11 protein-coding genes and 1 tRNA gene are annotated in these 13,568 nt (G+C 63.5%); 6 read left to right on the top strand and 6 right to left on the bottom strand.

Features of this window, described 5'->3' with window-relative positions; translation table 11 throughout:
• Positions 1-161 precede the first annotated feature (161 nt).
• Both I6F33_RS27200 and I6F33_RS27195 read left to right on the top strand, forming a co-directional pair.
• Positions 162-806, top strand: a complete 645-nt coding sequence (locus I6F33_RS27200; protein WP_036015038.1) for an NYN domain-containing protein — start codon at positions 162-164, stop codon at positions 804-806.
• Entirely contained in the window at positions 787-1,461 is a 675-nt protein-coding gene (locus tag I6F33_RS27195) for a uracil-DNA glycosylase (protein WP_036015041.1), read from the top strand. The genes I6F33_RS27200 and I6F33_RS27195 overlap by 20 nt, the downstream gene beginning before the upstream one ends.
• Positions 1,462-1,546: 85 nt before the next feature.
• On the opposite strand, the gene I6F33_RS27190 is transcribed toward I6F33_RS27195, so the two are convergent.
• The 4 genes from I6F33_RS27190 to dapA are packed head-to-tail and all read right to left on the bottom strand — an operon-like array spanning position 1,547 to position 4,036.
• On the bottom strand, positions 1,547-2,140 hold the full coding sequence (locus tag I6F33_RS27190; RefSeq protein WP_225144646.1) for a peroxiredoxin: 594 nt from the start codon (positions 2,138-2,140) through the stop codon (positions 1,547-1,549).
• Positions 2,141-2,144: 4 nt separating this feature from the next.
• Positions 2,145-2,618 (bottom strand): SsrA-binding protein SmpB, encoded by a 474-nt coding sequence (gene smpB / locus I6F33_RS27185; RefSeq protein WP_025036727.1) that lies wholly within the window; start codon positions 2,616-2,618, stop codon positions 2,145-2,147.
• Positions 2,619-2,677: 59 nt separating this feature from the next.
• On the bottom strand, positions 2,678-3,091 hold the full coding sequence (mscL, locus tag I6F33_RS27180; RefSeq protein WP_036015122.1) for a large conductance mechanosensitive channel protein MscL: 414 nt from the start codon (positions 3,089-3,091) through the stop codon (positions 2,678-2,680).
• 54 nt (positions 3,092-3,145) lie between these two features.
• A complete protein-coding gene (gene dapA, locus I6F33_RS27175) occupies positions 3,146-4,036 on the bottom strand; it encodes a 4-hydroxy-tetrahydrodipicolinate synthase (protein ID WP_036015047.1) in 891 nt (296 codons plus the stop codon).
• Between the two features lie 281 nt (positions 4,037-4,317).
• Between dapA and I6F33_RS27170 the strand changes: the two genes are divergently transcribed.
• Together I6F33_RS27170 and I6F33_RS38385 are read left to right on the top strand one after the other, a co-directional pair.
• Positions 4,318-6,741 (top strand): lytic transglycosylase domain-containing protein, encoded by a 2,424-nt coding sequence (locus I6F33_RS27170; protein WP_225144659.1) that lies wholly within the window; start codon positions 4,318-4,320, stop codon positions 6,739-6,741.
• A gap of 158 nt (positions 6,742-6,899) precedes the next feature.
• Positions 6,900-7,166 (top strand): DUF3551 domain-containing protein, encoded by a 267-nt coding sequence (locus I6F33_RS38385; protein WP_346657216.1) that lies wholly within the window; start codon positions 6,900-6,902, stop codon positions 7,164-7,166.
• A 129-nt stretch (positions 7,167-7,295) separates the two neighbouring features.
• Here the strand turns inward: I6F33_RS38385 and I6F33_RS27160 are convergent, their stop codons facing one another.
• Positions 7,296-8,825: a porin gene (locus I6F33_RS27160; RefSeq protein WP_225144645.1), complete on the bottom strand. Its 1,530-nt coding sequence runs from the start codon at positions 8,823-8,825 to the stop codon at positions 7,296-7,298.
• Between the two features lie 747 nt (positions 8,826-9,572).
• Here I6F33_RS27160 and I6F33_RS27155 point away from each other — a divergent pair.
• Positions 9,573-9,665, top strand: a tRNA-Ser gene (locus I6F33_RS27155).
• 511 nt (positions 9,666-10,176) lie between these two features.
• Positions 10,177-12,198 (top strand): tetratricopeptide repeat protein, encoded by a 2,022-nt coding sequence (locus tag I6F33_RS27150; RefSeq protein ID WP_225144644.1) that lies wholly within the window; start codon positions 10,177-10,179, stop codon positions 12,196-12,198.
• Positions 12,199-12,257: 59 nt separating this feature from the next.
• Here I6F33_RS27150 and I6F33_RS27145 read toward each other — a convergent pair whose 3' ends face one another.
• Positions 12,258-12,524, bottom strand: coding sequence for a hypothetical protein (locus tag I6F33_RS27145; protein ID WP_036025525.1), 267 nt, complete (start codon positions 12,522-12,524; stop codon positions 12,258-12,260).
• Positions 12,525-13,568 lie beyond the last annotated feature (1,044 nt).

Raw genomic sequence — 13,568 nt, 5'->3', positions numbered from 1 at the left:
CCCCGGGGTGTATGCAAGTCCGCCATAACTATACCTTGATTGCCCCGACTTCTCCGGATTTGCGGTTTCGACGGGTTTCTGCGGCACTCTAGAACTGCGCGGCCTGTTGTCGCCGCGCCAACAAAAAACGATCAATCACGAACGCTACGCGAGCAAACTGAATGTCACCTTCTCCTACCAACAAGATCGCGCTCTTCATCGACGGGGCCAATCTCTACGCGACGGCGAAAACCCTCGGCTTCGACATCGACTACAAGCGCCTGCTGAAGGAGTTTCAGAGCCGCGGGACGTTATTGCGGGCGTTCTATTACACCGCCATCATCGAGGACCAGGAATACTCCTCGATCCGCCCGCTGATCGACTGGCTGGACTACAACGGCTACACGGTCGTCACCAAGGCGACCAAGGAATTCATCGACGCCTCCGGGCGCCGCAAGGTGAAGGGCAACATGGACATCGAGCTCGCCGTCGACGCCATGGAGCTCGCCGAGCACATCGACCAGATGGTGCTGTTCTCGGGTGACGGCGACTTCCGCTCCCTGGTCGAGGCCGTCCAGCGCCGCGGCGTGCGGGTCACGGTGGTCTCCACCATCGCCAGCCAGCCGCCGATGATCGCCGACGAGCTGCGCCGCCAGGCCGACGTCTTCACCGACCTCGTCGAGCTGCAATCCAAGCTCGGCCGCGATCCGTCCGAGCGCCCCGCCCCGCGTGACCGCGGCGAGCGTGGTGAACGCCACCACGCCCCGCAATTCCTCCAGCGCGCGACCACGACGGCGCCGAGGGGCGATGACGACTTCGAGGAGTGAGGCGGCCCGGTCAAGCCGCCAGCCTCTCACAATCGTTCCCGACCGTGACTGCCCGCTCTGCCCGCGCCTGGTCGCCTTCCGCGAGGCGAACCGCGCGCGCGAGCCCTCGTGGCACAATGCGCCGGTTGCGCCCTTCGGCGACATCAAGGCCCGCCTCCTGATCGTGGGCCTCGCCCCGGGAATGCAGGGCGCCAACCGCACGGGGCGGCCGTTCACGGGCGATTATGCCGGCGACCTGCTCTATGCCACGCTGATCGAATACGGCTTTGCGAGGGGCACCTATCAGGCGAGTCCCGACGACGGCCTGAAACTCGTCGACTGCCGGATCGCCAATGCCGTGCATTGCGTGCCGCCGCAGAACAAGCCGCTGCCGATCGAGATCAACACCTGCCGCCAGTTTCTCGTGGCCAATCTGGCGACGATGCCGAAGCTGCGCGCGATCGTCGCGCTCGGGCGAATTGCGCACGACAGCGTGCTCAAGCCGCTGAATTTGAAGGCCTCGCAAGCCCCCTTCGGCCACGGCGCGGTGCATCAGGCCGGCGCGTTCAGGCTCTACGACAGCTATCACTGCTCCCGCTACAACACGAACACCGGCGTGCTGACGCCAGACATGTTCAGATCCGTGTTCGCGAAGGTGAAGGCGGATCTCGATTAGCTAGAGCATGATCCGGAAAAGTGCGTAGCGGTTTTCCGAAAAGATCATGCTCAAACAATAAGCTAAAGCGCGATGACGATTCATCCTAATCGCATCGCGCCTTATTGACGGGATTTGCCTTGAGCCAGGCCAGCACGTCGCCGGCGTTCCGGTCGGGCGGAAACACCGGATAGAACACGTGCGTGATCCTGGCGTCGTCGATAACAAGCGCGAGGCGCTTGATCAGCGTCAGGCCCGCGACCTCCATGGTCGGCAAGTTCAAGGCGCGCGTCAGCGCCAGCTTCTCGTCCGAAAGCACCGGGAACGGCAGATGCAGGCGCGACGCCATCTCGATCTGATAGTCGTTGCTCTGGGTCGAGAGGCCGAACACATGCGCGGCGCCGGCGGCCTTCAGCTCGGCGTAGAGATCGCGAAAGGCGCAGGTCTGGGGCGTGCAGCCGCGCGCTCCGGGGATCATGTCCCAATCGTCGACCAGCGCGATCTTGCCGGGCTCGCCGGTGCGGGGATAGGCGAACACCACGGTGCGGCCGCACAAAGCCGACAGGGTGACCGATGTGTCGTCGGTCGCGAGCAGGCCAATCGGCGGCAACGTCATGCCTTCGAGATGCGCGGCGGCGCCATCGTCGGAAGGCGCGGGAATCTGGCTCCAGTCGACCTCGAGCAGGTTCCGTTGATTCATCTCGTCATCCCCTCGCCCGCAGCAGCCTGCCCTTCTCCCGGCTCCAGTCGCGCTTCTTCTCGGACTCGCGCTTGTCGTGCAGCTTCTTGCCCTTCGCAACCGCCAGCTGCAGCTTGGCCCGGCCGCGCTCGTTGAAGTAAAGCTTGAGCGGGATCAGCGTCATGCCCTCGCGGTCGACCGCGCCGATCAGCTTGTTGATCTGCCGGCGGTGGAGCAGCAGCTTTCGCGGCCGCTTGGGCTCGTGGTTGAAGCGGTTGCCCTGCAGGTATTCGGGAATGGTGGCGTTGATCAGCCAGATCTCGCCGTTCTTGGAATCGGCATAGGATTCCGCGATCGTGCTCTTGCCGTTGCGGATCGACTTGACCTCAGTGCCGGTCAGCGCAATGCCCGCCTCGATCGTGTCCTCGATGGCGTAGTTGAAACGCGCCTTGCGATTTTCCGCCATCACCTTGATCGGACGTTCGTTCTTATCGGCCATGACGGGCAAACCTGATCGAGATGCGCTTGGATTCTAACAGTTCGGATGAAGTGGGCGCGTCACTTCTTGAGGAGATCGCGGATCTCGGTCAGCAACTCGACCTCGGCCGTCGGCTTGGGCGGAGCAGCGGGTGCCGCCTCCTCCCTGCGCTTCAAGGTGTTCATGGCGCGGATCACCAGGAACAGCACGAAGGCGACGATGATGAAGTTGATCGTCAGCGTCAGGAAGCTGCCGTAAGCAAGGACGGCGCCTTGCTTTTTGGCATCCGCCAAGTTGGTTGCGGTGACCGCCTTCGACAAGGGGATGAAGTAGTTCGAGAAGTCGAGGCCACCGGTGACCGCGCCGATGATCGGCATGATGACGTCACCGACCAGCGAGGTGACGATGCCGCCGAAGGCCGCGCCGATGATGACGCCGACCGCGAGATCGACGACGTTGCCCTTCATGGCGAACTCGCGGAACTCCTTGAGCATCCGCGCGCCCTTTTCCTCCACGCTCATGAAAGGCTCCCCCGAACGGCTAATGCGTCAGTTGACCAGACCTGCGTGAACCATCGCGCTGCGCACGGCAACCCGCGTCGGCTCGGACACCGGAACCATCGGCAGCCGCAGCGTCTCGTCCAGCTTGCCGAGCAGCGACATCGCGTACTTGATCGGCGCCGGATTGCTCTCGATGAAGAGGTTGTTGTGCAGCGGCATCAGCTTGTCGTGGATCGCGAGCGCCGCCTTGGTGTCGCCCTTCTGCCAGGCGGCGTGGAACTCCGAGCACAGGCGCGGCGCGACGTTCGAGGTCACCGAGATGCAGCCATGGCCGCCATGGGCCATGTAGCCGATGATGGTGGCGTCCTCGCCCGAGAGCTGGTTGAAGTCCTCGCCCATCGCCGCGCGCTGCTGCGACACGCGGACCATGCTGGCGGTGGCGTCCTTGACCCCGGCGATGTTCTTCAGCTCCCACAGCCGCTTCATGGTGTCGACCGACATGTCGATCACCGAGCGCGGTGGGATGTTGTAGATGATGATCGGAATGCCGATCGCATCGTTGATCGCCTTGAAGTGCTGGTACATGCCTTCTTGCGTCGGCTTGTTGTAATAGGGCGTGACGATCAGCACGGCGTCCGCGCCCGCCTTTTCGGCGTGCTGGGAGAGCTCGATCGCCTCCTTGGTCGAGTTGGAGCCGGCGCCGGCGATGACGGGCACGCGGCCCTTGGCTTCAGCGATGCACCATTCCACGACCTTCTTGTGCTCGTCATGGCTGAGCGTCGGGCTCTCGCCCGTAGTGCCGACCGGAACGAGGCCATTGGTGCCCTCGGAGATCTGCCAATTGACCAGGGAGCGGAATGCCGCCTCGTCGAGCGAGCCGTTCTTGAACGGGGTGACCAAGGCGGTGAACGACCCTCGGAATTTCGTCTTGGCTGCCATGGACTTCCTCCGTACGCGGCGATCTCTTGAGCAAGCCCCCTTCATATCGGGTCTATCCGGCCGGTAAAAGACCCGGGGTCGGTGCCAGGCTGGGTTTAGGCCGCGATTTTGCCGCGGTGCTGGTGCAAATCGGCCCGAGGTAAGCGGCTGTTGGTATTTTCTCCGCATATTCAAGCAAATTCAGCTAGGTCTTGAGCCACTTCACTGATTCGGGGCGACGAAACGCCGTGACCTCCTTTGCATCTGCCGCGTGGCGATCCCTGAGTATGGCATTGTGCCTGATGGCCGGGCTGTCGATGGACTGCGCCGCATTCGCCAAGTCCAACGAGACGGCCGCGGAGACCAAGGATCCCGCCAAGCCAGCAGCCAAGGACGCCGCGAATGGCTCGGCCAAAGGATCAACCAAGGAAACGGCGAAGGATACGGCCAAGGGAACCGGCAAGGACGCCGCGAAGGCCGCAAGCAAGGGTACGCCTGGCACCCCCGCCAAGGACGCCGCGAAGAAGCCGGACGCCGGCAAGAACGCCAGCAAGGAACCGGCGAAGGACAAGCCCAAAGACAAACCCAAGCCTGCGGCCACCGCTCCCGTTGCCACGGCACCTGCTTCCGCGCCAAAGGCAGCGCCGACTGCGAGCGGCGCGCCGCCCAAGGCAGCCCCCGCCCCGGCCGTGACTGCCACCGTCAAACCGACTGCGCCGGCCCCGGCCAGACCGGCCGCAGCTCCCATACTGGCGCCTGCAACGCGCCAGCATGCAGCGCCGCGCAAGCCGGTCATCCCGGCCGCCGTCGCTGCGACGTCGTCGACGTCGCAGGCCGACAAGGACACCCTGGAGAGCGTCATCGAGCTCGTGCGCAAGCGCAAGGCCGGCGACGCCACCAATGCCGCGGCCGGCATCTCCGATCCGGTCGCGCGAAAGCTCGCCGAATGGATCATCCTGCGCAGCGAGGACAACGGCGCGACCGTGGAACGCTATCGCGCCTTCCTCTCAGCCAATCCGAGCTGGCCGTCGCAGACCTTCCTGCGCCGGCGGCTCGAGGCCGCGATGTGGGACGACAGGCGCGACGAGTCGGTCGCGTGGTCGTGGTTCGAGAACGAGTCGCCGATCTCCGCCAAGGGACGCTTCACACTCGCCAGGGCGATGCTGGCGCGCGGCGACCGCGCCAATGCCGAGCGGCTGGTGCGGGACGCCTGGCGCGCCGATCCGATGTCGGAGGACACCGAGAACAACGCGCTCGACCAGTTCGGCGCCCTGCTCACGCCGGGCGACCAGAAAGCGCGGATGGACAACCTGCTCTACGGCAGCGAGAACGAGGCGGCGCTACGCGCCGCCAAGCGTCTCGGCGCCGGCTATGTCGCGCTCGCCAAGGCCCGCATCGCCGCGGTCAAGAAAGCGCCGAACGCGCGGGCGCTGCTCGATGCCGTGCCGCGCGAGCTGCACGGCGATCCCGGCTTCATCTTCAGCAAGATCCAGCTGCTGCGCCGCGAGGAGAAGTTCACTGAAGCCGCCCAGCTGATGCTGTCCGCGCCGAAGGATCCGGGTCGCCTCCACAATCTCGATGAATGGTGGATCGAGCGGCGCCTCCTGGCGCGCAAGATGATCGACACCGAGGAATTCCGTAGCGCCTATCTGATCGCGCGCGACGCCGCCCTGCCCTCGCGCGACATCTACAAGACCGAGCAGGAGTTTACCGCCGGCTGGATCGCGCTGCGCTTCCTCAACGATCCCGCGACCGCCGCCCAGCATTTTGCTCGCATCGGCGTCGGCAGCGTCAATCCCACCGCGCTGGCGCGTGCCGGCTATTGGCAGGGCCGCGCTGCCGAGGCGATGGGCCGCCAGCAGGAGGCACGCAATGCCTATGCGCGGGCGGCCGAGCAATCGACCAGCTATTACGGCCAGCTCGCGCGCGCAAAGCTCGGCCTGCCGCAGATCGAGCTCAACAGCCAGCCGCGCGGTCGCGGCGCCGAGCGGCTCGAGATCGTGCGCGCCGCGCAACTGCTCTACGAGCTGGACGAGCGCGAGTTCGCGATACCGCTGCTCGCCGACATGGGCGAGAACGGCGATCCCGAGGCGCTCGCGGGCCTCGGCGAGCTCACCCAGCGCTACAGCGACGCGCGCGGCATGCTGCTGCTCGGCAAGGCCGCGCTCAATCGCGGCCTGCCGTTCGACTTCTACGCCTACCCCGTCAACGGCATTCCTCAGTTCACGCCGATCGGCCCCGAGGTCGAACGCAGCATCATCTATGCGATTGCGCGGCAGGAGAGCGCGTTCAACCCGTCGGTGGTCTCGCCGGCGCAGGCCTACGGGCTGATGCAGGTGACGCCGGATGCCGCCCGCTACGTCTGCAAGCGCCACGGCGCAACCTACGACCTGGGGCGGCTGAAGAACGACTCCGTCTACAACGCCACGCTCGGCTCGGCCGAGCTCGGCGGACTGCTCGAGGATTATCGCGGCTCCTACATCATGACGTTCGCCGCCTACAATGCCGGCCGCGGCAGCGTGAAGAAGTGGGTCGAGCGTTACGGCGATCCGCGCGACCCCAAGGTCGACGCGGTCGACTGGGTCGAGCTGATTCCGTTCTCCGAGACGCGCAACTATGTGCAGCGGATCATGGAGAACCTTCAGGTCTACCGCGCCCGCTTCGGCGGCGGCACCCGCTTGCAGATCGAAGCCGATCTGCGCCGCGGCGCGGTCAGCGTGCAGTAACGGGCGTCGATGGCCCGTTAGAATCAGAGCCTGGTTGCTGGGCAGGGCTCGGCAGGATTCGTCGACGGCACCAGCGACCTGACGATAGAATTGCGCCAAGCGTTCCCACGCACCGGTTAGCTTATGCCTCACAAGGCTGGGAACGTGTCACGCTGCGCGTGGTCGGTGCGTTCCTGTTCGCAGCCGTGATCTCGTCGGGCCTCGCGACCGGCGGCTCCCCCCTTCGGCAAGAACCGCCATCCTGCCCAGCCACAGGTAACCGGCATCCAGGATCGCTATGCCTGCAAGAACGGCGTTGGGAGAATCCTGGCAACTGCCAGTTGTCCAATTACAGCCAGTGCATGGCGACCGCGTCGGGCACAATCGATGCCTGCGGTCTCAACCCGACCTATGCCTTCAAGGAGTGGAAGGGCCTGAGATGGTAGTTTGATAGCACTTAGCCGACATTCCTGCTTGCGAGCCAACAAGGTCCGCACGTTAGGCGAAGCGCTACGCTCCAAAGAAAAACCCCGGCAGTTTCCTGCCGGGGTTCATGGATCAACCTAGGGTCGATCTTAGAAGTTGCGCTGAGCGCGCAGGAGCATCTGCAGGTTGCCCTGATCCTTCAGCTCGTAGGTGGCTGCGGGCTTGGCAACAGCCAGGTTGGCCGTGTTGGCGCCCGTGACAACGCCAGAGTGCTTCTGGTCGAGCCAGACGTAGCTCACGTCAGCCGTGAAGGCGAGACCCTTGACCGGAGTCCAGACCAAGTTGCCGCCGATAACCGCAAGGTTGAAGTCGGGGTTACAGGTCGAGCCAGCGGCGGGGGCCAGAGCAGCAGCGAAGTTGGCGCAGATCAGAGCCTTGCTTTGATCGCCGTAGCGGAGCGAAGCATAAGCACCGTAGATGCCCGACGCCCAGTTCGGGGACCAGTTGTGGGTATAACCACCGCGGAAGCCCCAGGTCTTGACGGTCTCGATACCGAGACCGGAACCGAACACGCCATCAGCGATACCGGCGAAGCCGATGCTCTGATAAGCGATGCCGCTGCCGCCGTAGATGAAGATGGTCTGCGGGAACAGGCTCTGGAAGTTGTACCGCGAAGCACCGTCGGTGTAGACCGCCTGCAAGTTGATCGAGTCACCCGCGCCGGTCGGGATGTTCTTGATCGACAAGGCACCCTGCACCGCCCAGCCCCACTTGTCCGACGGATGACCCGTGAGCTCCGTCGTACCGTAATAAGCCGAGTGGAGTTCGTGCGCCGCCGCCGAGATCTGGAACAGACCCCAAGCCTGATCGACACGAACCTGACCGACGATGTCGGGCATGCGCGTGCCACCCCAATCGTTGACACCGTAGATGCCCTGGATGAAGGCAGCGCCCGCAGCTGCAGTCGTGGCGAAGCCACCCACTGCACCGGCAACGCCCGTCACGCTCGCGTTCCAGAGGTTGGACTGGCCGCCAGCGGCGGTCGTCATATCCTGCAACGCGACCGAACCCGTGATGCCCTGGCCGAAATCAGCCGTGTAGGCGACCTGGTTCACACCGGTGACGTTGTTGCTGCCGCCCGGAAGGAAGTCGGGACCGCCAGCCGGATAGCTCTGCCACGGTGCGTCGAAGATCGAGACGGTGCGGCCGAAGGTGAAACCAGCGAACTGGATGAACGCATGGTAGAGGCCGAGCGAAGCCGAACCGGTCGAGATGGTCGAGGGACTGCTGAAGGTCGTGGAAGTCGAATCCCAGCTGAAAACCGTATCGGCGTAGGTGCGGACCACGCCGTACTCGGTTGCCGTGCGGGTATCGATGGTGAAGTCCAAACGAGCGCGGGTCTGGTAGTAGTTGTCCAGACGGTTGTTGGCGCCGCCGGGAGCACCCTGGCCAATGCCGTAGTCGCTGTTCGTGTTAAACAGCATGTCGGCACGCAGATAACCGCCGAACTTGATGCAGGTGTCGGTGCCCGGGATGTAGTAGAATCCAGCACCGTACAGGGAGCAGATCTTCACGTACTCGACCGCCTTGGCCTTCACGGGGAGATCGGCTGCCTGAGCTCCGCCCACGGCGATCAGACCCGCCGCTGAGCCGAGCAAAAGGCTCTTAACCAACTTCATGTTAAACCTCCAAGTTGCTCTTCAGGGAAGGTCACTGACCGGACGGCCAATTCCCCAACCCCCTCTAAATCACCGCTTTCGGCGCCTTCGCGTCTTCGGACACACCCGCATGAACGCGAGGGACTTAAGCGAATGACCTAAACGGGACGACCTCGGGATGCCCCCCTCCGTCGCTCAGTCACAATTACCGAACGTCCTTGCACACACAACAAGAGAACGCTCCGAAACGGGCCGGTACAGCGTGTTTTCCAACGGGTGTTGCACAAATAACACGCAGATGTGATCAAACCGCTCTCGTAATGCATTGTTTACATTGCTGTTTTCGGAGCGGTTCCAACTGCCATCAAAGTTCCGCACATGAGGCGCCGCGCGCGAGAGCTCGGCTTGAGCCAGCTTTGAGGCGCTCGAATCGTGGAATCAGAAGGAGACTCAATGGGCAGGCATCGACCGCCTCCCCGCCGCGCAATCTGACGCAGGCAGCCTGCAAATACCTCCGCCGTCCGGGGCTCGCCGTCACTCTCTATATGGAAGTCACGCTGGCGGGATAATCGGGCCGGACAGCTCGGCGAGCGAGGACGCAGAGGTGCTAGTCCTTCTTTGCACCTTTGAATTTCCTCGAAAATTCAGCGCCACGCCCTAATCCGAGCGCAAACCCGTCTCGTTTCGCAAATCACTGGGAATATTCGAGCGAAAACACGCGCTTCCAAATTGACCAGCCCGAGCAAATAGATGCATAAGGCTCGCACCGGAGAGGTGGCCGAGTGGCTGAAGGCAACGCTTTGCTAAAGCGTCATACGGTCTCAAGCTGTATCGAGGGTTCGAATCCCTCCCTCTCCGCCACCCCAGAATCCCGGAAGCAGAATCAAGGTCGCTGCGCGCGTCCAGCGGAAGGCGATGGGCGACGCCGGTACGAAAGTTCCGCACAAGGATGACGGCGGCGAGCCCGCGCGATATGTGAGCCCCCACCTAAATGCCGGATCGCCAGACCCGCCAATGCGAGGGCGCTATCAGCACGGCCTCATCGGCCCAAACATTGAACCAGATGCCGCCCTTACGCCGGCATGGAAAGGACCATGGCACAATACCTGTTTTGTGCAGACGCCCGAGTTCCAGGTCGCACTCGTCGGGAGCGATCTGAATCGGCAGCCATCGTCATTCGTAGCCTGGTTGCTCATGCCGTCGGATTCTAGGCGACGCCATGAAGAAGAAACTTGCTCCAGCGCAAGCGCGTCCGCCCGTGCGAATGAGCGCAGGCGGCGCGGCCGTTGTTCTCGCCGGCAAAGGTGACTAGAGTTTTTGCACCATTTCGCCCGAGCACAGACCCCGCTACGTCGGGTCGAGAACCCATTGCATGTCGCAACAAGGCCGCAACAAGGGAGCCTCGGCCCCCTCCTCACTCCATCCGTCAGCTATTCTGGACCAGGCCATTGCGGCGCACCGTTCGGGCAATCTGTCGGAAGCGGAACGGGCCTACACGACCATTCTGAAGGGAAGCAGAACGCATGCCGTCGCGCTCCATATGCTGGGGCTGTTGCACGCCCAGCGCGGCCATTTTGCGGATGCCGAGCCTTTGCTGAAGAAGGCTGCACGCGTCGACCCCGGCAATCCCGACGTTCTTTTCAACTATGCCAACGTGCTGCGCGCGCTGGACAAGCCGGACGATGCGCTCGTCTGGCTTGCGAAAGTAATCGCCCTGGCTCCGAACTTCGCGGACGCGCATCTCAATCGCGGAGCGATCCTCATTGCACGGCAGCAGCTTCGCGACGCCATAGCCGAGTTTGATCGCGCCATTGCGATCGCACCGTCGAGCGCCGCGTTCGCCAACCGAGGCAGCGCGTTGCAGCAGCTTGGTCGACTCGAGGAAGCGCGTGACAGCTACGCCCGCGCCATCGAGCTTGCACCGGCCGACCCACAGAACCATTTCGCGTTGTCTGAGGTTCTTGGCCAGCTGGGGCGAGACGACGAAGCGATCGTGGCTCTGGAACGAACGGTCGCACTTGATAAGACGTTCCCGTTTGCGCTGAGCAACCTCGTTGCTTGCAAGCGGAAGCGCGCCGACTGGAGCAGCTTCGAACGTGAACAGGCCACCATGGAAGACGCTGCCGAGGCAGGCGTGCCGGTCGACCCCTTCACCTTCTTTCATGTCTCCTCATCGCCTGCACGCCAATTGACCTGCGCGAAGGCCTATGTCGCCAAGGTGGCCCCCGACGGGGGTGCCGCCAGGCCCGGAACGCCGAGACCGGCGTCCCGGCTCCGGGTCGCGTACATGTCGGCCGATTTTCGCAGTCATGCCACCGCGTATTTGATGGCCGGAATCTTCGAGGCGCACGACCGCGAGCGCTTCGACGTCACCGCCATCTCCTACGGGCCCGACGACGACAGCCAGATGCGCAACCGCCTGAGGGCCGCATTCGAACGTTTTGAAGATGTCAGCGATCTTGCCGACGAGGACGTCGTCAAGCTGATCGGCCAGCTCGAGATCGAGGTTCTCGTCGATCTCGGCGGCTTCACCGCCGGTGCACGGCCGAAAATCATTGCGCGCCGGCCGGCTCCTATCCAGGTCAGCTATCTCGGCTTTCCCGGCACGATGGGCGCCCCCTATCTCGACTATCTCATGGCCGACCGGATCGTCATCCCCGAAGCAGAGCAGACTTATTACGCCGAGAAGGTGATCTATCTTCCCAATAGCTACCAGGCGACCGACGCGAAGCGACCGCTACCGTCAAATCCACCGAGCCGGAGCCAGCTCGGACTGGCGGACGATGCGTTCGTCTACTGCGCGTTCAACAGAAGCCCCAAGATCACGCCCCCGTTGTTCGGCGTCTGGATGCGGCTGCTCGACAAGACCCCCGGAAGCGTCCTTTGGCTGCTGGATGGCGACCCGGTCGCCACGGAGAATCTGAAGCGTGAAGCCGTTGCGCGGGGGATTGTCGCCGAGAGAATCGTGTTCGCTCCGCGCGTCCCTGCTGAGGAGCATTTGGCGCGCCACCAGGTCGCCGATCTGTTCCTGGACACATTGCCCTACAACGCCCACACCGGGGCCAGCGACGCCCTCTGGGCCGGCTTGCCGGTCCTGACGTGCCTTGGGACCACTTTTGCCGGACGCGTTGCAGCCAGTCTCCTGAACGCCGTAGGCCTTCCCGAGCTGGTGACGCGATCGCTGGAGGAATATGAGGCTTTGGCACTTCGAATCGCGCACGATTCCGCACTTCGCGTCGCGCTCAGGAGCAAGCTGGCGGCGCGCCGGACCACTTGGCCGCTTTTCGATACTGTCCGCATGACGCGGGATATCGAAAAGGCATTCGACGAAATCTGGCGCAGGCATTGCGCGGGCGAAGCGCCGGCCTCGTTTGCCGTGCAAACCTCGACCTGAAGCCGCCTCGGCGCGGTGGCGCCGCCCGGTCAAGGTCCGGTTCCCAAGCGAAGTGACGCTCAGTGCGCGCAGACCCAGGCTCTCGCCTCACGCTGCGCGACGGAGATCTCGGCCTCCGACATCTGCCCGGCGATTTCCTGGCGCAGCGCCACGGCGTCCTTGCGGCCCTTCAGCGCGGCGAGATTGAACCATTTGTGCGCGGCGACGAGATCGACGATGCCGGAGCGGCCGCTCGCCCAATAGATCCCGCGCTCGAACAGCACGTCCGACAGCGCGCTCGCATCGACCGGCGTCGCCGTCTCCAGATCGAAAGTACCCTGAAACATCACGCATCCCCTTTGTTCTTATGCCGCCTCGTCCCCCGAGCGCGGCTCCCGTCCAACCTCTGATGTGCATGACCCGTCCCGGGACGGTGCACTGTTCAACTCTTCCCCATCGCCGTTTGCCGGCTTGTTGGAGGCGATGATGGCGGGCAAATTTGAATGGCAGTTTAAGCATCGCGATGAAGCAGACGTAAACGCGGGCGCGCGCCTCCTGCGCCGAGAATTCAAGAAGTCCATGATTCGCAGGGACTTCTGTCATTCGTCAGATTCGGTTTACCCTGGGATTTCAGGACATCGATAACCATCGCGCGCGGTGGCGCAGGTCATGTGGTTGCTTTTCTTCAACTGGCGTCACCCGCGCCCTCGCTACGCCAAGGCTTCCACGGTATGCGGTCTCGGGCCGCCGAAGCGGCGAAGGTGGCAGGCGGGTGACCCAGTATTCCAGCGGCCGCAATCGTTCCACGACAAGCCGCGCGTGCTGGATCGGCCCGTCGGAGCCGGGCGGCGACACCGCTGGGCGAAACGGCGCGCGATCCGCCACGGGCCGCCTTGCCTCTCCAAGCCAAGCCGGCATGACAGAAGCGCGCTCGGACGCGACGCGGTCAAATCAACGATGTGAGGGAGAGGAATGCCGGCAATGCCCCGGCTTCAAGGGAATGAGGGCGTCGGCGAACACGTCAGGACCAGATTCCACTTTGGCCCGAAGGCCTGTCGTGAAATTGCGGAGCCCGTTTGAGGAGAACCGCACCGAACGAAGAAAACTCGTTTCTTCTGCCGGACCGCGAAAGAGAACGGTCCGACCGTTGACCTGATGTCTCGCCGACACCCTCTATCGTCGACCAGAACCTCTAGGAGGCGCTGATGACGTGCCGGCTATCTGGAGCCGGCAACTTCAGAAGCGAAGTTACTTCTTCTTCTTCGCGACCTTGCGGGTCTTCTTCGCAGTCTTCTTCACTGCGCTCTTCGCCTTCTTCGCCTTCTTCGCTTTCTTGGCCATGTTGCCCTCCGATGTGTGAGATGGCTTTAATCGCTGCGTGCACTCGGGGA

It is taken from the genome of Bradyrhizobium sp. BRP20 (genome assembly GCF_020194215.1).
Taxonomy (GTDB): domain Bacteria; phylum Pseudomonadota; class Alphaproteobacteria; order Rhizobiales; family Xanthobacteraceae; genus Bradyrhizobium; species Bradyrhizobium yuanmingense.
This window is presented reverse-complemented; position numbering and strand designations above follow the sequence as displayed.